Below are 19,337 nucleotides of genomic sequence, written 5' to 3'. Positions count from 1 at the left end.
AGTGCACGCGCCGTTACGACGCGTGGTCCTTCTTCCACTTCTGCACTTTGCGCAGGATCATGTTCCGGCGCAGCGCCGAGATGTGGTCGACGAACAGCACGCCGTTCAGATGGTCGATCTCGTGCTGCACGCAGGTGGCCAGGAGGCCGGTCGCCTGCATCTCCTGCGGCGCGCCGGTCTCGTCCAGGTAGCGGACCTTGACCTCGGCGGGACGCACCACCTCGGCCCATTGCTCGGGCAGCGACAGGCAGCCTTCCTCGGCCGTCTGCAACTCCTCCGAGGCCCAGGTGATCTCCGGGTTGATCAGGCGCAGCGGCGCCGGCGGCTCGTCCTTGCCGGCGACGTCGATGACGATGATCCGCTCCAGCACGCCGATCTGCGGCGCCGCGAGGCCGATGCCCGGCGCGGCGTACATCGTCTCCAGCATGTCGTCGGTCAGCTGGCGGATGCGGTCATCCACCGCGGCGACCGGCTTCGCCTTGGTCTTGAGACGGGAATCAGGGGCGATCAGGATCGGGAGCTTGGCCATGGCGCGATCCAGATAGGCATGCGGCGGACAGGGGTCAAGCTTCGCCATCGGCAGAGCTGTTGTGTTAGGGTGCGCCCGCGCCGCCGGGCGCGACGGAGAGACAGACAGGACGAGAGCCGTGACCGCGATAGCCAAGCCCGAAACATCGCTGCTCGCCGACATGGCGCCGGATGAGCAGGAGCGGCTGCGGTCGATCGCCGAGGACGTCCGCAGCGGGGCCAATTGGGTGGTGCGCAAGCGCAAGCTGCTCGACACGCTGCTGGCGATCGAGGCGGCGATCGGCGGCACGCCGAACGAGGCGCTGATCGGCGACGACAGCGACTTCGCCGCGCTGCGCGACGAGATCCGCAAGATGGAGGAGGCGGCCCAGGCCGCCGCGGCCGCCGCCGGCGAGGCGCCGGACGAGCCGCTGGACGAGGACGAGCTGGCCGCCGCGGCCAACGAGATCGCCTTCCTGACCGGCCTGCCGACCTATGTCGGCGCGGTGCTGGAGATTCTCGACGAGGGCGAGATCGTCGCCGTCGAGCAGGCCGCCTTCTACCACCTCTCCGCCCATCCGGAGCATCAGCGCGCCGCCGATGCCTGGTTCGATGCGGATATCCGCAACGACAAGGCGTTCCGCAAGTTCCTGCGCGCCAACCGCGACTATTCCGACCTGCTCGACCGGTTCGAGGAGATGCTGGACGTGGTCGAGGAAGGTCCGGAGGACGAGGAGTTCGACGACGCTCCGACCCGGCACTGACACCGGCGGCCAGCTTAAGATGAAGCCCGGAAACGCGATCTTCTCCGGCCTCGGCACCACGGTGTTCGAGGTCATGTCCCGGCTGGCGCGGCAGCACGGCGCGGTCAATCTCGGCCAAGGCTTCCCGGACGGGAAGGGGCCGGAGGATGTGCTGCGGGTCGCCGCCACCGCCGTCACCGATGGCTGGAACCAGTACCCGCCGATGCTCGGCCTGCCCGAGCTGCGCCAAGCCGTGGCGGCGCATGACAAGCGCTTCTACGGGCTCGATGTCGATCCCGACAGCGAGGTCGTGGTCACCTCCGGCGCGACCGAAGCGTTGGCGGCGGCGCTGTTCGCGCTGATCGAGCCGGGCGACGAGGTGGTGCTGTTCGAGCCGCTCTACGACGCCTATCTGCCGCTGGTCCGCCGCGCCGGCGGCGTGCCGAAATTCGTCCATCTGACGCCGCCCGACTGGTCCTTCGACCGGGCGGCGCTGGCCCGAGCCTTCTCAGCCCGGACCAAGGCGGTGCTGTTCAACAACCCGCTGAACCCGGCGGCGAAGGTGTTCGGCACCGCCGAGCTCGACCTCTTGGCCGAGTTCGTCGACGGCTCGGACGCCTATGTCATCTGCGACGAGGTCTATGAGCATCTGGTGTTCGACGGCCGGCGGCACCAGCCGCTGATCGCCCGGCCTGGGATGCGCGACCGCTGCCTGAAGATCGGCTCGGCCGGCAAGACCTTCTCGCTGACCGGCTGGAAGGTCGGCTACGTCACCGCGGCGCCGGCGCTGGCGACGCTGCTGGGCAAGGCGCACCAGTTCCTGACCTTCACCACGCCGCCGAACCTGCAGGCCGCAGTCGCCTACGGCCTGGCCAAGGGCGACGACTATTACGACGGCTTCGTCGCCGAGCTGCAGGGCAAGCGCGACCGCTTCGCCGCCGGGCTGCAGCGGCTGGGGCTTACGGTGCTGCCCTGCGACGGCACCTATTTCGTCAATCTCGACATCGGCTCGACCGGCTTCAACGGCGACGACCAGGCCTTCTGCCGGCATTTGATCGAGGAGGTCGGCGTCGCCGCCATCCCGGTCTCGGCCTTCTACGCCGAGTCTCCGCTGTCGACCGTCGCCCGCTTCTGCTTCGCCAAGCAGGATGCGGTGCTGGACGAGGCACTGGCACGGCTGGCCAAGCGCTTCAGTTAGGACGCGGGCTACCTCTCCCGCTTGCGGCCGGGCGTCCGCAGGACGACCGGGTGAGGGCTGGCCCAGGCCTCGACAAAGGACCCTCACCCGGAGCCGCTTCGCGTCTCCGACCTCTCCCGCAAGCGGGAGAGGCAACGCAGGAGCGACTCCAAGCGGGTTGCGTTCGACCTGGACAGCCGGGCGCGGCAATGCCTTCCTCGCGGAAGCGATCCTGCGAAGGGAGGCTGCCCTGCTCGGCCCGATCCGCAACCATCTGCGGCACCACACCCGCTTCTATGCCGGCGCGCTGCTGGGCGTGGCGCTCTGGTTCGCCCTTGGCGGCAGCGCCAGCGGACCGATCGCCGTCGTCATCGCCGGCGATGCCTTCTTCGGCCTGTATCTCGCCTGGACCGCGGTCCTGGCCCGGCATGTGACGGCCGACTCGTTCCGGCACCGCGCCGATATCGACGACGAGGGCCTGCCGCTGATCGTGCTGATCACGATGATCGCGGCCGGCCTCGGCGTGGCCTCGATCTTCAGCCTGCTGAACCAGGCGCAGGGGCCGGCGCCGCTGCATCTGGTCCTGGCGGTCGCCGGCGTGGCGCTGGGCTGGGCCACGCTGCACACCGTCTTCGCCTTCCGCTACGCCCATCTCTACTACGGCAAGGCCGGCGGCGAGCGCGGCAAGCGCCAGGATGCGCGCGGGCTGGAGTTCCCGGGCGACGAGGAGCCGGGGGTGTGGGACTTCCTCTATTATTCCTTCGTCGTCGGCATGACGGCCCAGGTCTCGGACGTGCAGGTGACCGATTCCTATATGCGCCGGCTGACCCTCGGCCACGGCGTGCTGTCCTTCATTTTCAACACCGTGATCCTGGCACTGGCGGTCAATATCGCGGCCGGCCTGGCGAACTGACCGACCCCGCCCTTGACAGATCCGCCCATTCGCCCGACCTTTGTCGCAGGTGCAACAAGCGAAAGGAGGTGATCCGATGTCTAGCGCTCCGGTGACCATGATCTCCGCGGCGGCCCTGATGGGACGTGCGTCGGATCGGGCGATGTCGGCAACCTCCGGGCTGCCGGCCTGACACCGACCATTTCGTCGCGGTGATCCGCGAGCGCCGGCACTTGAGACCGGTGCCTCACCGAACGTTGAACTCCGACCGCCGCCCTCCGGGGCGGCGGTTTTGCATCTCGCAGCAGGGCTCCGGAAGCCGACCGAGCCCCAGCATTGTGCAATGCACCCATGCGACGGGTCTGCGCCATTGACTTTCGGCGTCCCTGCCGCCACTTCTACGATCGAATTCAATCACCATCCCGGCATGGTTTCGCCGCTGCCTCGCGACACGCGATCCGCAGCGCAGGACGGCGCCTCGTGCGCGTCCATAAGGCGACCATGTGATCCGGAGGGGATCCGCCGGGACCGGCTTCAGCAAGGGAGAATAATACATGCAGAACGACAAGCCTCTCGCCGGCAAGACGATCGCCATCCTGGTGTCGAACGGGTTCGAGGAAGTCCAGATGACCGAGCCGCAGCGGGCCCTGCTCGCCGCCGGCGCCGCCCTGAAGATCGTCTCGACCGAGCAGGGGCTGGTCAATGGCTGGCACGAGAAGGCGTGGGGTCACTACTTCGCCGTCGACGTGCCGCTGTCGAACGCGCTGGCCGCGGATTTCGATGCCGTCCTGATCCCGGGTGGTGAGCGCGGCGTGGCCAAGTTGGCCGCCAACCCGCACACCAAGCGCATCCTCCGCGGCTTCGCCGATGCCGGCAAGCCGATCGCGGCCCTCGGCGTCGCTCCGCAGCTGCTGGCGCTGTCCGAGCGGATCCAGGGCCGCATCGTGGTCGCCAATGACAGCGTCCGCGAGACGCTCGAGGCCGCCGGCGCCAAGCTGGTCGACGACACCGTCGTGGTCGACGGCAACCTGATCACCGCCCGCGACGACCTCGACATGCCCGCGTTCAAGGGCTCGATCGTCGAGCACTTCACGACCGTTGCCGCCCTGGTGGCCGCGGCCGCCTGATCCTCCGGGACCGGGAAAGTTCAAAGGGGCGCCGGTTTCGGCGCCCTTTTTTATGAGCCGCCGCCCGGCGCGCGATGGGCGTAGGTGGCGTCGAGCCGCGACCGCAGATAGTCGGCGCCCAGCACCGGCGGATAGCGGGCCGGCCGGTCGGCCGTGACGCAACCCGGCAGGGCCTCGACCAGCGCGTCCGGATTGGGATCGAGAAAGAAGGCGACCGAGTACCGTTCACGCTCCGGCGGCTGCACCCGGTGTGGCGTCGAGATGTAGACGTCGTTGGTCCAGCGCATCAGGCAGTCGCCGATGTTACACAGGAAGCCGCCCGGCACCGGCGGCGCGTCCAGCCACACCCCGTCCCGCCGCCGTACCTGCAGCCCGGCCACGCCATCGGTCGCCAGGATGGTGACATTGCCGTAATCGGTGTGGGTGCCGGCGCCCATCTGGCCCGAAGCCACCGTGCCGGGGCGGGGCGGGTAGTGCAGCAGCCGCAGGATCGCCATCGGCGCATCCAGCCGGCTCTTGAAATGGCCGGGATCGAGGCCGAGATCGGCGGCGAAGCCGCGGTGCAGCAGCCGGCCCAGGCGCCAGGCGGCGTCGAAATAGGCCAGCATGGTCTCGCGCCAGCCGGGAATTTCCGGCCACAGGTTGACGCCGCGGAAGGGTCGGCCTGCGACCACTTCGGGATGGTCCGCCGGCAGGTCGAGGCCGATGTTGAAGGCCTCCTTCAGATCGGTCGGTTTGGTCACGTCCAGCGTCTCGGTGCCGATGCCGACATAGCCGCAGTTGTGCGGCGACCGGGTGATCGACAGCGCTGTCTTCTCGGCTGCCGGCCGGCCGAAGAAATCCCGGGCCGCGGCGAAGACCCTGCCGGTCAGGGCCGGGTCGATGCCGTGGCCGGTGACGGCGAAGAAGCCGACCCCGCGGCAGGCTTCGCCGAGGGCGCCGGCCACGTCCCGCAGCCCTTCCACCCCTCCGAGGCGCAGCGGAGTCAGGTCGATCACCGGGATGTCGGTCATGCGCGACTCCGCTGCAGGGATGGTCCGATTACAGCGGGAAGGTCAGGGCGGTACAAGCTGGTTGTCGCCGACAATCCATTACCTCTCCCGCTTGGCGGGAGAGGTCGGGCGTCCGCAGGACGACCGGGTGAGGGTTGGCGCCGGCCTCGACAAGAACCCTCACCCGGAGCCGCTTCGCGTCTCCGACCTCTCCCGCAAGCGGGAGAGGCAATGCAAATTACGCCGCCTCGTCGCGGCGAGCGGGGGTCGGGGTGTCCCAGAAATGGCAGGCGGCCTGGTGGCCGGGGCTGCCGACGTCGATCAGCTGCGGCGCCACCTGGGCGCACAGATCCTGCGCCTTCGGGCAGCGGGTGCGGAAATAACAGCCGGTGGGCGGGTTCAGCGGGCTCGGCAGGTCGCCGGTCAGCACGATCCGCTTCTTGCTGCGCTCCGCATCCGGGTCGGGCAAGGGCACCGCTGAGATCAGCGCCTGGGTGTAGGGGTGGCGCGGATTGTCGTAGATGTCGTCGCGGTCGGCGATCTCGGCCAGCTTGCCGAGATACAGCACCATGATCCGGTGGCTGATGTGGCGCACCACCGAGAGATCGTGGCTGATGAAGATCAGCGACAGGCCGAACTGGCGCTGCAGCCGCATCAGCAGGTTGACGATCTGGCTCTGGATCGAGACGTCGAGGGCCGAGACCGGCTCGTCGCACACGATCAGCTTCGGGTTCAGGATCATCGCCCGGGCAATGCCGATGCGCTGCGCCTGGCCGCCGGAGAATTCGTGCGGATAGCGGTTGATCATCTCCGGCCGCAGCCCGACCAGGCCCATGATCTCCTCGACCTTGGCCCGGCGCTCCTTCTTGCTCAGCTTGCCCTCGAACACGTCGAGCGGCTCGCCGATGATCTCGCCCACGGTCATGCGCGGGTTCAGCGAGGCCAGCGGATCCTGGAAGATGATCTGCAGGTCCTGGCGCTTCTCGCGCATCGCGTGGCTGTCGAGATTGGCGATGTTCTCGCCCATCCAGACCACCTGGCCCGCGGTCGGCGGGATCAGCTGCAGCACGGCGCGCCCGAGGGTCGACTTGCCGCAGCCGGACTCGCCGACGATGCCGAGCGTCTCGCCGGCCTTGAGGTCGAAACTGATGCCGTCGACCGCCTTCAGGCTGTCGCGGTGGCTGGACCACATGTGCCGCTTCGGCATCGAGAAATGCACACGCAGGTCGCGCACCGACAGGATCGTCTTCTTGCCGTCCGGCGGGAGGATGTCGGTCATGGCACGGGCCTCAATGACGGGTCCGGGCGGCGCGATCGGCGTCGATGATCGCGCGATCGGCCTCGGTCAAGGGCAGCTGGGTCAGGTGGCAGGCCTTGGCCCGCCGCACGCCGCTGGCTTCGAGGTCGCCGCCGCACGGGCGCAGCAACGGCTCTTCTGCCACGCAGCGGGCATGGGCGTAGCGGCAGCGCGGCTGGAAGTTGCAGCCGGGCGGCAGGTTCTGCAGGTTCGGTGGCTGGCCGCCGATCGACGGCAGCTCGGCATGCCGGTCGGAGTTCAGCCGCGGCATGCTCTGCAGCAGCCCCTCGGTGTAGGGGTGCTGCGGGTTGTAGAAGATGTCCCGCACCGACCCGGTCTCGATCACGTTGCCGGCATACATCACCATCACCCGGTCGGCGAGGCCGGCGATGACGCCGAGATCATGGGTGATCAGCACGATCGAGGTGTTGAACTCGCGCTTCAGGTCGCGCATCAGGTCCAGGATCTGGGCCTGCACGGTGACGTCCAGCGCGGTGGTCGGCTCGTCCGCGATCAGCAGGTCGGGCTGGCACAGCAGGGCCATGGCGATCATCACGCGCTGGCGCATGCCGCCCGAGAATTCATGCGGGTACATGCCGATGCGCCGCTTCGCCTCGGGGATGCGGACCAGGTCCAGCATCTCGATCGAGCGCTTCAGCGCCTGGCCCTGGTTCATCCCCTTGTGCTGCACCAGCACCTCGGTCATCTGCCGCGAGATCGGCAGATAGGGGTTCAGCGACGTCATCGGATCCTGGAAGATCATCGACATCTTCGAGCCACGGAAGCGGTTCAGCTTCGCCGGCGGCAGGCCCAGGATCTCCTGCCCGCGGTACTGGACGCTGCCGGTGGCGTGGCCGTTCGAGGCCAGGAGGCCCATCACCGACATGAACAGCTGGCTCTTGCCCGAGCCGCTCTCGCCGACGACGCCAAGGGTTTCCCCGGCGGCGATGTCGAGCGAGATGCCGTTCACCGCGGCGACCAGGCCGTCGCCGGTCCGGAAGCGGGTGACGAGGTTGCGGATCGCCAGGATGGTCTCGGCCTGGGCGGCGGGGGAGGCCACGGTGCCGGCGCTCGGGGTCGGGGTGGTCACGAGTGTTGCGGTCATTGTGCGTTGGCCTCGGGCTCAGCGATCGCGCGGGTCGAGGGCGTCGCGCAGCCCGTCGCCGATGAAGTTGAGGCAGAACAGGGTGACGGCCAGGAACACGGCCGGGAACACCAGCATCCACCAGGCGATGGTCATGCTGCGGGCGCCTTCGGAGATCAGCACGCCCCAGCTCGTCATCGGCTCCTGCACCCCGAGGCCGAGGAAGGACAGGAAGCTTTCCAGCAGGATCACCTGCGGCACGGTCAGTGACATGTAGACGATGACCGGGCCGAGCGTGTTCGGGATCACATGCTTGCGGATGATGCCCCAGCTCGACACGCCGCAGGCATGCGCCGCCTCGATGTATTCCTTGCGCTTGATCGACAGGGTCTGGCCCCGGACGATGCGCGCCATGTCCAGCCAGTTCACCGCGCCGATGGCGACGAAGATCAGGAAGATGTGCCTCCCGAAGAACACCATCAGCAGGATCACGAAGAACATGAACGGCAGCGAATACAGCACGTCGACGACGCGCATCATCATGCTGTCGACCCGGCCGCCCAGAAAGCCGGAGGTGGCGCCGTAGGCCACGCCGATGACCAGGCTGACCAGGGTGCCGACGATGCCGACCATCAGCGAGATCTGGCCGCCATACAGGGTGCGGACCAGCAGGTCGCGGCCATTGGCCTCGGTGCCGAAATAATGCGCGGCTGTGCCGTCATCCGACGCCGCGAAGCTCGGCGGCGCGGTGAAGGCGGTGTAGTCGACCTCGTCCAGCCCCCAGGGCAGCAGATAGGGCCCGACGAGGCAGGCGATCCCGATGATCGCCAGCATCGCCACGCTGGCGATGGCGGCCTTGTTGCCGCGCAGGCGCCGCCAGGCGTCCTGCCACAGGCTGCGGCCCTTGATCGGCTGGGCGACGGGGGGCGGAAGGGTTCCGATGGTGGCGTCGGTCATCGCCGCGTCCTCAATCGTAGCGCACGCGAGGGTCGAGCGCGCCGTACAGCAGGTCGACCATGAGATTGAACAGGATGATCAGCACGGCGAAGAAGATCACCGTGCCCATCACCAGCGTGTAGTCGCGGTTCAGCGAGGCCTGCACGAAGTAGCGGCCGATGCCGGGGATGCCGAAGATCTGCTCGATCACGACCGAGCCGGTGATGATGCCGGCGGTGGCGGGGCCGAGATAGGAGACGACGGGCAGCAGCCCGGCCTTCAGCGTGTGCCGCACGATGGTGATCCGCTCCGGCAGGCCCTTGGCGCGGGCGGTGCGGATGAAGTTCGAGCGCAGCACCTCGATCATGCTGGCCCGGGTCAGCCGCGCGATATAGGCGGTGGGCGGCAGCGACAGCGCGATGATCGGCAGGATGAAGGAGGTCCAGCCGCCGGCGATGCCGCCCGCGGGCAGCACCCGCCAGGTCACGGCGAAGATCAGGATCAGCAGCGGCGCGACGACGAAATTGGGGATGGTGATGCCGACCATGGCGATCGCCATGGTGCCGTAGTCGCCCGGCGTGTTCTGCTTCAGCGCGGGCGATGGTGCCGAACAGGATGCCGAAGAAGCTGGCGATCACGATCGCGATCAAGCCGAGCTGCAGCGAATAGGGGAAGCCCTGATAGATCAGGTCGTTGACCGAATAGTCCTTGTATTTGAACGACGGCCCGAAATCGCCCTGCAGGACATTGCCCATATAGCGGCCGAACTGCATGTAGAGCGGCTCGTCCAGGTGATAGGCCTTCTCCAGGTTCCGCTTGATCTCGATCGGCAGCGGCTTGTCGCTGGCGAAGGGGCCGCCGGGCGCCAGCCGGATCATGAAGAACGCGATCCCGATGATCACCAGGATGGTCGGTATGGCGCCGAGGATGCGGCGCACGGCATAGGTCAGCATCGTTTCATATCCCTGCCCCCGCCCGAACGTCGGACATGTCGTGGGGGTAAAAAGGGCGATGCCCGCCCTCCGGCGCGAACCGGGGAGCGGGCATCGTCACGGAACCGCTGTTACCGCTCGACGGAGAGCCAGCGCGACAGATGGTAGTCCTGCACGTTGTCCTCCCAGCCCTTCACGGCCGGCGAGACGGCATGCTTGGTGGTGTAGAAGTAGATCGGGATGATCGGCAGATCCTGGATCATCATCTTCTCGGCTTCGACCATCAGCTCGCCGCGCTTGCCGAGATCGGTCTCGAGGCCGGCCTTCTTCATCAGCTCGTCGAACTTCGGATTTTCGTAACCCGAGGTGTTCTGCTCGCCGATATAGGCGGTCTCCAGCTCCAGGAAGTTGTTGGCGTCGTTATAGTCGCCGATCCAGCCGTGGCGGGCGATGTCCGGAAACTGCTTCTTGTCGCGCGTCTCCTGGAAGGTGCCCCATTCCTGGTTCTGCAAGGTGACGTCGACGCCCAGCGTCTTCTTCCACATCGCGGCGATGGCGACCGCCACCTTCTTGTGGTTCTCGCTGGTGTTGTAGGTGATCTCAAGCTTCAGCGGCTTGTCCGGGCCGTAGCCGGCCTTGGCGAACAGCTCCTTGGCCTGGGCGTCGCGCTCGGCCTGGGTCATCTTCGCCACATCGGGCTCGAAGCCCGGGTAGTTGTCGGTGCCCGGCGGCACGAAGCTGTAGGCCGGCAGCTGGTCGGCCTGCGTCACATGCTTGATCAGCGTGTCGCGGTCGATCGCCAGATACAGGGCGCGACGCAGGTCGGCGTTGCTCTTCCACGGCTCCTTGGTGAGGTTGTACGCGTAGAAGTAGGTGCCGAAATACGGCGTGATGTGGATCTGGTCCGGGATCTCTTTCTTCAGGGTCGGGATCTGCTGGCTCGGCAGCTCATAGGTCATGTCGAGCTCGCCGGCCTTGAAGCGCTGCAGCTCGGCGTCGATGTCCTCGGTCGGGTAGAACATGACCGTGTCGATCTTGACGTTGGCCGCATCCCAGTAATTCGGGTTCTTGACCACCTTGATGTAGCCCTGCGGCACCGCCTCGGCCAGCATGTAGGCGCCGTTCGAGACCATGTTGCCCGGCTTGACGAAGTCGTCGCCGAACTTCTCGTAATTGGCCTTGCTGATCGGGTGGGTCGAGTGGTGCAGCAGCGACGACAGGAAGTATGGGGTCGGCGCGACCAGCTTGATCTCGAGGGTGTGGTCGTCGATCGCCTTGACGCCCATGTCCTCCAGCTTCTTGCCGTTCTTGCCCTCGCGGATGTCGCGGGCATTGACGACCTGGTCGAGGAAGTAGCCGTAGTCGCTGGCCGTCTTCGGGTCGATCAGGCGGCGCATCGAGAACACCCAGTCCTCGGCGGTCACCGGGGTGCCGTCCGACCACTTCGCGTTCTGGCGCAGCTTGAAGGTGTAGGTCAGGCCGTCATCGGAGAGGGTGTAGCTTTCGGCCTGGCCGGGAACCGGCTCGCCCTTGGCATCGGCCATCAGAAGGCCCTCATAGAGGTCCATCTGGATGAAGGATTCAGGCACGCCCGAGGATTTGTGGACATCCAGCGTCTCCGGCTCGGAGCCGTTGCCGCGGTTGAATACCATCTCGGCCAGGGCCGCGCTCGAAACGCTGCCCAGGAGGGCGGCGGCGAGCAGCCCGCGCGCCAGGATTTTGGTGAAGCTGTGCATGTGTTCGCCCCTACTGTTTCCGGTTTCCCGGTCACTGGTTTGTTTACAAGGCACGCCTAAACGGCACGCTCTCGTCCGTCTCCCACCAGCGAGGAGTGATGGCGTGGACGGTATCGTTTTGACCGCATTTGAGCAATCGAATTCGCGGGTCTGCTATGAATCCGGCGCGCGTTTCATGCCTTGCAAAAGTCGCAAACAGGAAAGTGTCGAATCGGCTCTGCGCTTGTTCTTTACTTTCTTCTTGGCCTCATCTGAGCCGCGATTCCGAAACCGGCCGGGTTACGAAACGCAGCGCGAGCAGCAGGGCGAGCAGCAGCAGCGCGCCCGCCTGATGCATCGCCCCCAGCCAGACCGGCACCTGTGCCAGCAAGGTGGAGATGCCGAGGCCGACCTGGACCACCACCATCAGCCCGGCCAGATGGCCCCAGCCGACCACCGGCGTGCGGCTGCAGCGGAAAGCGAGGGCCAGCACCACCAGGGACGTGCCGATCGCCAGCCAGCGATGGGTGAACTGCACCAGGGCCGTGTTGTCGAACCAGTTCAGCCAGGCCGGGATGATGCTGAAGGATTCCGGCGGCGGCAGCAGGCGCCCGTCCATCAGCGGGAAGGTGTTGTAGACCTGTCCGGCGTCGAGCCCCGCGACGAAAGCGCCCCAGCACATGGTGACGGCGACGCAGCCGATCGCGAACGAGGCGTGCCGGCGCAAGGACCGCGCCCCGGCGAAGCCGCCCAGCCGCGGCAGCACCAGCCCGTAGGCGGTCCATAGGATCAGGGCATAGAGCAGCACGGCCAGGCCGAGATGCGCCGCCAGACGGTAATGGCTGACCGACGGCCGGTCGACCAGGCCGCTCATCACCATGAACCAGCCCAGCGCGCCCTGCAGCCCGCCCAGCACCAGCAGGCCGAGCAGGCGCAGCCGCAGGCCGCGGTCCAGGCCGCCGCGCCACCAGAACCAGGCCAGGCCGGCGGCGAAGACCAGGCCAATCGCCCGGCCCCACAGCCGGTGCAGCCATTCCCAGAAGAAGATCTGCTGGAACGCCTCCAGCGACATGCCGGTGTTCTTGTAGAGGTATTCCGGCGTCGCCTTGTAGGCGGCGAAGGCATCCGCCCAAGCCTGGTCCGACAGCGGCGGCAGCGCGCCCTTGATCGGCGCCCATTCGACGATCGACAGGCCGCTCTCGGTCAGCCGCGTGATCGCACCGATCACCGCCATGGCGAAGACCATGGCGGCGCACAGGAACAGCCACAGCGCGACGGAGCGCGTGGCTGGAGCGGCGGCAGGGCGCAGGGCCGCGGCGGCGGGGGCGGAATGCATGAACCGGCTTATCGCGCCGGCCCGCGGCGGCGTCAAATCTGCTTTTGTCGCAGGGATAGGAAGACGATCGTTTTGGACAAATGCCGCGGCAACTTACTGTGCCGAACCTTTACCGGATCTTTCCCTTGCGGGGGTCGTAGGGGTGGCGGGCGCCCCACTCCTCCACGAAGCTGGCCAGCTCCGGATCGGCCGGGTCGGGCAGGGTGACTGCCAGCCGGACATACTGGTCGCCGCGATTGCTGCCGGTGGGATTGCGCACGCCCTTGCCCTTCAGCCGCAGCACCGCGCCGCTGTTCGACCCCCTCGGGATGGTCAGCATCACCGGGCCCAGCAGCGTCGGCACCTCGACCCGGCCGCCCAGAACCGCCTCCTGCAGCGATATCGGCAGGGTCATGCGGATGTCGCTGCCGTCGCGCTCCAGCACCGGGTCTGGGATGATCCGGACCTCGATCAGCGCATCGCCGGGAACGCCGCGGCCGCCTTTCTCGCCTTGGCCGCGCAGGCGGATAGTCTGGCCGTCGGTCAGGCCGACCGGCAGGGTGACCTTGAGCGACCGGCCGTCGGCGAGCGTCACCGTGGTCTCGCCGCCCTCGACGGCCAAGCGGAATTCGGCCCGCAACGTGTAACTGATGTCGCGGCCCTTGCCGCCGGCCTTGCCGCCGCCGGCCCGGGCGCCGCCCTGGCCGAACATGCCGCGCAGGATATCGTCGATGTCGCCGGCGTCGGTGAAGGCATCATAGCTGTCGGTGCGCTGGTAGCGGGTGCCGCCGGCGCCGCTTCCGGCCCCTGCGCCGGGCCAGCCGCCGCCGGGCCGGCGGGCATAGCCGCGCTCGGTGCCGTTGGCGTCGATCTCGCCGGCGTCGAAGCGGCGGCGCTTTTCGGCGTCGCTCAGCAGGTCATAGGCGGTCGACACCGCCTTGAACCGGTCCTCGGCGCGCGCGTCGCCCTGGTTCAGGTCAGGGTGGTGCTTCTTGGCGAGCTTGCGATAGGCCCGCCGGATCTCGTCCTCGCTGGCGGTGCGGGCCACGCCCAGCACGGCATACGGGTCATCCATGGCTCGGATCTCGGGAGGTAAGTCTTTGATCCGGATAGATGATGTCGTGCCGTCCCGGTTTCAACATTCCCCTGCGCCCTGCTGGCGTTCAATTTGCGGTTGCGTCGCCGTCCTGGAACTTCCGGCGCCAGTCGGCCAGCTGGTGCGTGATGTCCAGCGCCGCGGCCAGCGCCGCCCGGCCTTCCGGCCCGCTGACCGCCGGCGGGCGCCCGTTGCCGACGCTGTCGAGGAAGCTCTGGATCTCCAGCTTCAGCGGGTCGCCGGTCTCGAACTGCTGCTCTTCCTGGTACAGCTCCGGCTGGCCGTCGCGGCCGCGGGTCTTGCGGATGAAGGTCAGCTTGGCCTCGCTCAGGTCGACCATGATGTAGCCGTCCTGCTGGAAGATCCGCATGGTGCGGTGGCGCTTCCAGCTGACCCGGCTGGCCGTCACCGTGGCGGTGCAGCCATTGGCGAATTGCAGCCGGGCGTTGACGATGTCGTCGGCCTCGCTCAGCACCGGCGCGCCGACGGCGTCGATCCGGTCGAGCGGCGCGCCGACGATCTTCAGCACCAGGTCGATGTCGTGGATCATCATGTCGAGCACGACATTGACGTCGGTGCCGCGCGGCTTGAAGGCGGAGATGCGCTGGCATTCGATGTAGCGCGGCCGGTCCAGGATCTTGGCCAGGCCCTGCACCACCGGGTTGAACCGCTCGAGATGGCCGACCTGCAGCACCAGCTTGCGGTCGGCGGCCAGGCGGCTCAGCGCGTCGGCCTCCTCCAGCGTGTTGCTGATCGGCTTCTCGATCAGCACGTGGATGCCGGCCTCCAGGCAAATGCGCGCCGTGTCGAAATGGGCGTTGGTGGGCACCGCGACGCTGACCGCGTCGACCTGGCCGATCAGCTCGGACAGGTCGCTCACCGCCCGAACGCCCAGCTTGGTCGCCAGCGCCCCGGCCCGGGCCGGGTCGGTGTCGCAGACCGCGACCAGCTCGGCCTCGGGCAATTCCGCATGCTTGGCGGCGTGCAGGCTGCCGAAATAGCCCGCCCCGATCACCGCGGTCCGGGTCCGCTTCATGTCGTCTCCACGCTCGTCAGCAACACTGCTGCGCCTTCCTAACGCTGTTGCCCACGCTTTGACCAGCGGTGATACGCTTCCGCTTGACGGGCGCGCCGCTCGGGGCGAGGAATACGTCCGACTTAACAAGCGGGTTCAAGACATGGCTGGCAGGCTGGCGGGCAAGACGGCGGTGCTGACCGCGGCGGGGCAGGGGATCGGCCGGGCGACGGCGCTGGCCTTCGTCCGCGAAGGGGCGACGGTCCACGCCACCGACATCAACGAAGCCGCGCTGCAGGCGCTGGCGGCCGAGGTGCCGGGGATCTCGACCACCCGGCTCGACGTGCTCGACCATGACGCGATCAAGGCCTATGCGGCCGAGCGCGGCGCCGTCGACGTGCTGTTCAACTGCGCCGGCTTCGTCCATGCCGGCACCATCCTCGACTGCGAGGAAAAGGACTGGGATTTCTCCTTCAACCTCAATGTCCGCTCCGCCTACCACATGTGCCGCGCCTTCCTGCCGGCGATGATCGGGGCCGGCGGCGGCACCATCGTCAACGTCGCCTCGGTCTGCTCCTCGATCAAGGGCCTGCCGAACCGCTTCGTCTACGGTGCCACCAAGGCGGCCGTGCTGGGCCTGACCAAGTCGATCGCCGCCGATTTCGTCGGCCAGGGCATCCGCTGCAACGCCATCTGCCCGGGCACGGTGGAGACGCCGAGCCTGCATGACCGCATGGCGGCGCAGGGCGATGTCGAGAAGGCGCGCGCCGCCTTCGTGGCGCGCCAGCCGATGGGTCGCCTCGGCAACGCCGAGGAGATCGCGTCGCTGGCCGTGTACCTGGCCTCGGACGAAGCCTCCTACCTCACCGGCCAAGCCATCAATGTCGACGGCGGCATCACCATCTGACCGCGGCTTCCGGCCGCCCAACACCCGCGTTCCAGGGAGAGAACACCAATGAAGCTGCTGCGCTACGGCCCCGTGGGGCAGGAGAAGCCGGGCCTGCTCGACGCCGAGGGCCGCATTCGCGACCTGTCGGGCGCGGTCCCCGACATCGCCGGCGACGCGCTGACCCCGGCCGGGATCGCCCGGCTGAAGGGTCTCGACCCGTCCTCGCTGCCGGTCGTCTCCGGCAATCCGCGGCTCGGTGCCTGCGTCGCCGGCACCGGCAAGTTCATCTGCATCGGCCTGAACTACTCCGACCACGCCGCCGAGACCGGCGCCACCGTGCCGCCGGAGCCGATCATCTTCATGAAGGCCACCAGCGCCATCGTCGGCCCGAACGATGATGTCGAGATCCCGCGCGCCAGCGAGAAGACCGACTGGGAGGTCGAGCTCGGCATCGTCATCGGCAAGCCGGCGAAATACGTGTCGGAGGCCGACGCGATGAGCCATGTCGCCGGCTTCTGCGTCATCAACGACGTGTCCGAGCGCGCCTTCCAGACCGAGCGCCACGGTCAGTGGACCAAGGGCAAGAGCTGCGACACCTTCGGCCCGACCGGCCCGTGGCTGGTGACGCCGGACGAGGTCGGCGACTACGACAACCTGCACATGTGGCTGGAGGTCGACGGCCACCGCTACCAGAACGGCTCGACCAAGACGATGGTCTACAAGACGCCGTTCCTGGTCAGCTATCTCAGCCAGTTCATGGGGCTGCGCACCGGCGACATCATCTCCACCGGCACTCCGCCGGGCGTCGGCATGGGCCAGAAGCCGCCGAAGTACCTGAAGGCCGGCCAGACCATCCGCCTCGGCATCGAGAAGCTGGGCGAGCAGGCGCAGAAGACCGTCCAGGCCTGACGGCCAGTCTCCGGATGACACGGGCGCCATCATGCCCGTGTCATCCGCCGCATTAATTTGCGGTAAGTCGCCTTGCCGCCGGCGACGGCGGCGCACCATCTCTTCGTGTAGGACAAGAGACACGCCGGCTTCGGCGTGCCGCGTTCAGCAGAGATGGTGTTCACCATGTTGAAGGTGTTCCACGTCACCCCGCGTCGCGCCGCGGTCTTCGCCGCTCTCGGCGCCGCGTTGGCCCTGCCGCTGATGGTGTCCACCCCGGCCGAGGCCTGGTGGCGCGGCGGCGGGTGGGGCGGCGGATGGCATGGCGGCTGGCATTCCGGCGTCAACATCGGCATCGGCCTGCCGCTCTACGGGCCGCCTCCGGTCTACTATGCGCCGCCACCCCCGGTTTATTATGGGCCGCCAGTGGTCTATGGACCCCCGCCGCCGGTCTATTATGCACCGCCGCCGCCGCGCGCGGTTTATGCCGGGCCGCCCGCCCGGACCTGGGTGCCCGGCTTCTGGAGCCGCGGCGTCTGGATCGAGGGCCACTGGCGCTGAGCCCTCGGCGACTTCTCTGCTCCGTCTGTGCCCTCGGTCACAGCGCCGGCCCGCCAACTTCGCCATAGTCGTCAATGCGCCTCGGTCGGATGGTCCGGCCGGGGCGTTGCGCTGGAATGCAGCGCGGAGTTGGAACATGAGCATCATCGGAACGACCGGCGTCGTGCCGGACGAAACGGTGGCGCAGAGCCGCGGCTGGTGCGCTTCGAAGTCGGAGTCCCGGTCCGCCCAGATATCCTGGTCCGAGGTCGCGGTCGCATGGGTGGCCGTACCCGTCGTGCTCGGCGCCATCACGGCGATCATCGCCCTGTTGTCTTGAGCTTGCGGTCAGCGTCGCGGCAGCGTCAGCAGCCCGACGCCGCCCAGCACCAGCAGCGCTCCCACAACCTGCAGCCCCGTCAGCCCTTCGTCCATCCCGGCCCAGGCCAGGAGGATGGTCGAGACGGGGCCGAGCGCGCCCAGCAGCGCCGCCCGGGCCGCGCCGATCCGCTTCAGCGCCTCGCTGGTCGCCCAGACCGGCAGCACCGTGCCGATCACCGCGATCCAGGCGGCGATGCCCAGTACTTTGCCCGACACCAGCAGGTGGTCGGCCGGGCGCAGCACGAAGAACTGGGCGATGCAGGCGACGCAGGCCGACATCATGGCGATGGCGGTGAAGCGGGTGCTGCCGATCCGCGGTACCGTCTCGCTGCCCCAGACCAGATAGGCGGCATAGCCCAGCGCGCTCAGCAGGATCAGCCCGGCGCCACCCAGCCGGGCCGCGTCGAAGCTGTCGGCCGCGGCGTCCAGCACCAGGAACAGCCCAGCATAGGCGACCGCCAGGCACAGGATCTCCCGCCGCTGCGGCCGGCGGCCGAGCACCACGGCCGATAGCATCAGCACGAAGGTCGGGTACAGGAACAGGATGATCCGGCCCAGCCCGGCCGGCACCGTGCGCAGCCCCAGGAAGTCGCAGTAGCTGGCAATCCAGTAGCCGAGCAGCCCCAGCGCCACGGTGCGCAGCAGGTCGCCCGGCGCCAGCGGCCCCGCGGCGCGGCGCCGGGCCCAGGCCCACATCGCCACGAAGAAGGGCAGCGACAGGCCCATGCGCAGCGCCAGCAGCGTCTCGGCGTCGACGCCCTCGGCATAGCCCAGCCGGATCAGCACCGGCCGGGTGGAGAAGGCGAGTACGCCGAGGATCGCCAGCAGATAGCCGACCGCCTCGCCGCGCCGGCCACCCTCGGTCCGCGCCGCCGCCGCGGTCATGGCGCCAGGGTCGCGGCGAAGCGCAGCCGGACGTAATCCGCGGTCCAATTGCCGGACTGGTCGCGCAGGCTGGGCGCCAGCAGCGCCTCCACCTCATCCAGGATCTCGGCCCGGGCCGCACCGGCGATGCAGTCGAGCAGCGGGTTGGCGAAGGTGTCGAGCCAGCCGCGCATGCCGGTGGGCAGCGGCGTCGGCCGCGGCACCAGGCCGATGCTGTCGACCCGGAAGCCCTGCGCCTCCAGCTTCGCCGCATATTCGGCCGGGGTCGGGAAGAACCAGGGGATCCGGGCGGCGCCGTCCAGGCCGCGGGCGTTCAGCGCCGCGACCAGGGCGGTCACGATCGCCGCGACATTGCCGTGGCCGCCGAACTCGCCGACGAAGCGTCCGGCCGGCTTCAGCGCCCGCCGGACGCCGGCGATCACGGCATCGGGCTGCCGCATCCAGTGCAGCGCGGCATTGCTGAACACCGCATCGAACTCGGGCCCGAACGCCAAGGCTTGGCCGTCGGCGATGCGCGCATCCAGCCCCAGGGCCCGCGCGGCGGCCACCAGCTCGGCCGAGGCGTCGGCGCCGACCACTTCGGCGCCGGCCGCAACCAGCTTGGTCGTCAGGGCGCCGTCGCCGCAGCCGAGATCGAGGATGCGCTCGCCCGGCCGCGGCGCCAGCAGCTCGAGCACCGGCTGGCCCAGATCGGCGACGAAGCGCGCATTGCGGGCATAGCCCTCGGCGCTCCAGGACTGCGCTTCCTTGATCGTGCTCATGGCGGTGGTCCTTGGGTATGGGCCCTGTTATGCCGGCAGACTATCGCGCCGGCGGGCGTCCCTGAGCCAATGCCCGATCGGTGTATCGGTCGTGACGGCGCAAAGCAGGCTCGCTCCGATAATGCCGATTTTCTACAAGACCGGGCCGGCGCCGGCCCTATGATC

20 protein-coding genes and 1 pseudogene are annotated in these 19,337 nt (G+C 68.2%); 8 read left to right on the top strand and 13 right to left on the bottom strand.

The features are described from left to right. Positions 1-13: 13 nt before the first annotated feature. On the bottom strand, positions 14-529 hold the full coding sequence (def, locus tag QFZ27_RS37090) for a peptide deformylase (protein ID WP_429231904.1): 516 nt from the start codon (positions 527-529) through the stop codon (positions 14-16). A gap of 118 nt (positions 530-647) precedes the next feature. Here def and QFZ27_RS37085 point away from each other — a divergent pair, with 118 nt between their 5' ends. The 4 genes from QFZ27_RS37085 to QFZ27_RS37070 all read left to right on the top strand — a co-directional run bounded on the left by QFZ27_RS37085 (position 648) and on the right by QFZ27_RS37070 (position 4,446). Then, on the top strand, positions 648-1,271 hold the full coding sequence (locus tag QFZ27_RS37085) for a hypothetical protein (protein WP_429231902.1): 624 nt from the start codon (positions 648-650) through the stop codon (positions 1,269-1,271). 19 nt (positions 1,272-1,290) lie between these two features. Continuing rightward, positions 1,291-2,448, top strand: coding sequence for an aminotransferase (locus tag QFZ27_RS37080; protein ID WP_429231900.1), 1,158 nt, complete (start codon positions 1,291-1,293; stop codon positions 2,446-2,448). A gap of 157 nt (positions 2,449-2,605) precedes the next feature. Continuing rightward, positions 2,606-3,340: a DUF1345 domain-containing protein gene (locus QFZ27_RS37075; RefSeq protein ID WP_429231898.1), complete on the top strand. Its 735-nt coding sequence runs from the start codon at positions 2,606-2,608 to the stop codon at positions 3,338-3,340. Between the two features lie 533 nt (positions 3,341-3,873). Continuing rightward, entirely contained in the window at positions 3,874-4,446 is a 573-nt protein-coding gene (locus QFZ27_RS37070; RefSeq protein WP_429231897.1) for a DJ-1/PfpI family protein, read from the top strand. A 50-nt stretch (positions 4,447-4,496) separates the two neighbouring features. Here QFZ27_RS37070 and QFZ27_RS37065 read toward each other — a convergent pair whose 3' ends face one another. The 10 genes and pseudogenes from QFZ27_RS37065 to QFZ27_RS37020 form a co-directional block, all read right to left on the bottom strand. Next, positions 4,497-5,459 (bottom strand): isopenicillin N synthase family dioxygenase, encoded by a 963-nt coding sequence (locus QFZ27_RS37065; RefSeq protein WP_429231895.1) that lies wholly within the window; start codon positions 5,457-5,459, stop codon positions 4,497-4,499. Between the two features lie 217 nt (positions 5,460-5,676). Next, positions 5,677-6,717 (bottom strand): ABC transporter ATP-binding protein, encoded by a 1,041-nt coding sequence (locus QFZ27_RS37060; RefSeq protein ID WP_429231893.1) that lies wholly within the window; start codon positions 6,715-6,717, stop codon positions 5,677-5,679. Positions 6,718-6,727: 10 nt separating this feature from the next. Then, positions 6,728-7,840: an ABC transporter ATP-binding protein gene (locus tag QFZ27_RS37055; protein WP_429231892.1), complete on the bottom strand. Its 1,113-nt coding sequence runs from the start codon at positions 7,838-7,840 to the stop codon at positions 6,728-6,730. An 18-nt stretch (positions 7,841-7,858) separates the two neighbouring features. Further along, positions 7,859-8,776, bottom strand: a complete 918-nt coding sequence (locus QFZ27_RS37050; protein ID WP_429231890.1) for an ABC transporter permease subunit — start codon at positions 8,774-8,776, stop codon at positions 7,859-7,861. Between the two features lie 10 nt (positions 8,777-8,786). Beyond that, a complete protein-coding gene (locus QFZ27_RS37045; protein ID WP_429231888.1) occupies positions 8,787-9,314 on the bottom strand; it encodes an ABC transporter permease in 528 nt (175 codons plus the stop codon). Positions 9,315-9,546: 232 nt separating this feature from the next. After that, a pseudogene (gene oppB / locus QFZ27_RS37040) lies at positions 9,547-9,708 on the bottom strand (oligopeptide transporter permease); the annotation flags it as partial. Positions 9,709-9,818: 110 nt separating this feature from the next. Beyond that, complete coding sequence (locus QFZ27_RS37035) at positions 9,819-11,423, bottom strand: peptide ABC transporter substrate-binding protein (protein ID WP_429231887.1); 1,605 nt, start codon at positions 11,421-11,423, stop codon at positions 9,819-9,821. Positions 11,424-11,670: 247 nt separating this feature from the next. Next, positions 11,671-12,738 (bottom strand): COX15/CtaA family protein, encoded by a 1,068-nt coding sequence (locus QFZ27_RS37030; protein WP_429231886.1) that lies wholly within the window; start codon positions 12,736-12,738, stop codon positions 11,671-11,673. 109 nt (positions 12,739-12,847) lie between these two features. Next, on the bottom strand, positions 12,848-13,792 hold the full coding sequence (locus tag QFZ27_RS37025; protein WP_429231884.1) for a DnaJ C-terminal domain-containing protein: 945 nt from the start codon (positions 13,790-13,792) through the stop codon (positions 12,848-12,850). 88 nt (positions 13,793-13,880) lie between these two features. Next, positions 13,881-14,849 carry a Gfo/Idh/MocA family protein gene (locus QFZ27_RS37020; protein WP_429231883.1) on the bottom strand — a complete coding sequence of 323 codons (969 nt, stop codon included), beginning with the start codon at positions 14,847-14,849 and terminating at the stop codon, positions 13,881-13,883. Positions 14,850-14,991: 142 nt separating this feature from the next. Between QFZ27_RS37020 and QFZ27_RS37015 the strand changes: the two genes are divergently transcribed. The 4 genes from QFZ27_RS37015 (at position 14,992) to QFZ27_RS37000 (ending at position 17,485) form a co-directional block, all read left to right on the top strand. Next, positions 14,992-15,735: an SDR family oxidoreductase gene (locus QFZ27_RS37015; protein ID WP_429231882.1), complete on the top strand. Its 744-nt coding sequence runs from the start codon at positions 14,992-14,994 to the stop codon at positions 15,733-15,735. Positions 15,736-15,783: 48 nt separating this feature from the next. Further along, the gene (locus QFZ27_RS37010) at positions 15,784-16,626 is read left to right on the top strand and encodes a fumarylacetoacetate hydrolase family protein (protein ID WP_429231880.1); all 843 of its coding nucleotides are present in this window, start codon (positions 15,784-15,786) and stop codon (positions 16,624-16,626) included. Between the two features lie 153 nt (positions 16,627-16,779). Beyond that, positions 16,780-17,166, top strand: coding sequence for a hypothetical protein (locus QFZ27_RS37005; protein ID WP_429231878.1), 387 nt, complete (start codon positions 16,780-16,782; stop codon positions 17,164-17,166). A gap of 136 nt (positions 17,167-17,302) precedes the next feature. Next, positions 17,303-17,485, top strand: a complete 183-nt coding sequence (locus QFZ27_RS37000; protein WP_429231877.1) for a hypothetical protein — start codon at positions 17,303-17,305, stop codon at positions 17,483-17,485. 8 nt (positions 17,486-17,493) lie between these two features. Here QFZ27_RS37000 and QFZ27_RS36995 read toward each other — a convergent pair whose 3' ends face one another. Next, positions 17,494-18,411 (bottom strand): DMT family transporter, encoded by a 918-nt coding sequence (locus QFZ27_RS36995; protein WP_429231875.1) that lies wholly within the window; start codon positions 18,409-18,411, stop codon positions 17,494-17,496. Then, the gene (locus QFZ27_RS36990) at positions 18,408-19,172 is read right to left on the bottom strand and encodes a class I SAM-dependent methyltransferase (RefSeq protein ID WP_429231873.1); all 765 of its coding nucleotides are present in this window, start codon (positions 19,170-19,172) and stop codon (positions 18,408-18,410) included. The genes QFZ27_RS36995 and QFZ27_RS36990 overlap by 4 nt, the downstream gene beginning before the upstream one ends. Positions 19,173-19,337: the final 165 nt, after the last annotated feature.

It is taken from the genome of Inquilinus ginsengisoli (genome assembly GCF_050434925.1).
Taxonomy (GTDB): Bacteria; Pseudomonadota; Alphaproteobacteria; order DSM-16000; family Inquilinaceae; genus Inquilinus; species Inquilinus ginsengisoli_B.
The sequence above is the reverse complement of the archived record's forward strand: the minus strand, read 5'-3'. Positions and strand labels throughout refer to the sequence as shown.

Coding starts and splice junctions, on each gene's coding strand:
- def (WP_429231904.1), bottom strand. CDS start 529: ATGGCCAAGCTCCCGATCCTGATCGCCCCTGATTCCCGTCTCAAGACC.
- QFZ27_RS37080 (WP_429231900.1), top strand. CDS start 1,291: ATGAAGCCCGGAAACGCGATCTTCTCCGGCCTCGGCACCACGGTGTTC.
- QFZ27_RS37070 (WP_429231897.1), top strand. CDS start 3,874: ATGCAGAACGACAAGCCTCTCGCCGGCAAGACGATCGCCATCCTGGTG.
- QFZ27_RS37065 (WP_429231895.1), bottom strand. CDS start 5,459: ATGACCGACATCCCGGTGATCGACCTGACTCCGCTGCGCCTCGGAGGG.
- QFZ27_RS37060 (WP_429231893.1), bottom strand. CDS start 6,717: ATGACCGACATCCTCCCGCCGGACGGCAAGAAGACGATCCTGTCGGTG.
- QFZ27_RS37055 (WP_429231892.1), bottom strand. CDS start 7,840: ATGACCGCAACACTCGTGACCACCCCGACCCCGAGCGCCGGCACCGTG.
- QFZ27_RS37050 (WP_429231890.1), bottom strand. CDS start 8,776: ATGACCGACGCCACCATCGGAACCCTTCCGCCCCCCGTCGCCCAGCCG.
- QFZ27_RS37045 (WP_429231888.1), bottom strand. CDS start 9,314: ATGGCGATCGCCATGGTCGGCATCACCATCCCCAATTTCGTCGTCGCG.
- QFZ27_RS37035 (WP_429231887.1), bottom strand. CDS start 11,423: ATGCACAGCTTCACCAAAATCCTGGCGCGCGGGCTGCTCGCCGCCGCC.
- QFZ27_RS37030 (WP_429231886.1), bottom strand. CDS start 12,738: ATGCATTCCGCCCCCGCCGCCGCGGCCCTGCGCCCTGCCGCCGCTCCA.
- QFZ27_RS37025 (WP_429231884.1), bottom strand. CDS start 13,792: ATGGATGACCCGTATGCCGTGCTGGGCGTGGCCCGCACCGCCAGCGAG.
- QFZ27_RS37020 (WP_429231883.1), bottom strand. CDS start 14,849: ATGAAGCGGACCCGGACCGCGGTGATCGGGGCGGGCTATTTCGGCAGC.
- QFZ27_RS37015 (WP_429231882.1), top strand. CDS start 14,992: ATGGCTGGCAGGCTGGCGGGCAAGACGGCGGTGCTGACCGCGGCGGGG.
- QFZ27_RS37010 (WP_429231880.1), top strand. CDS start 15,784: ATGAAGCTGCTGCGCTACGGCCCCGTGGGGCAGGAGAAGCCGGGCCTG.
- QFZ27_RS37005 (WP_429231878.1), top strand. CDS start 16,780: ATGGTGTTCACCATGTTGAAGGTGTTCCACGTCACCCCGCGTCGCGCC.
- QFZ27_RS37000 (WP_429231877.1), top strand. CDS start 17,303: ATGAGCATCATCGGAACGACCGGCGTCGTGCCGGACGAAACGGTGGCG.
- QFZ27_RS36995 (WP_429231875.1), bottom strand. CDS start 18,411: ATGACCGCGGCGGCGGCGCGGACCGAGGGTGGCCGGCGCGGCGAGGCG.
- QFZ27_RS36990 (WP_429231873.1), bottom strand. CDS start 19,172: ATGAGCACGATCAAGGAAGCGCAGTCCTGGAGCGCCGAGGGCTATGCC.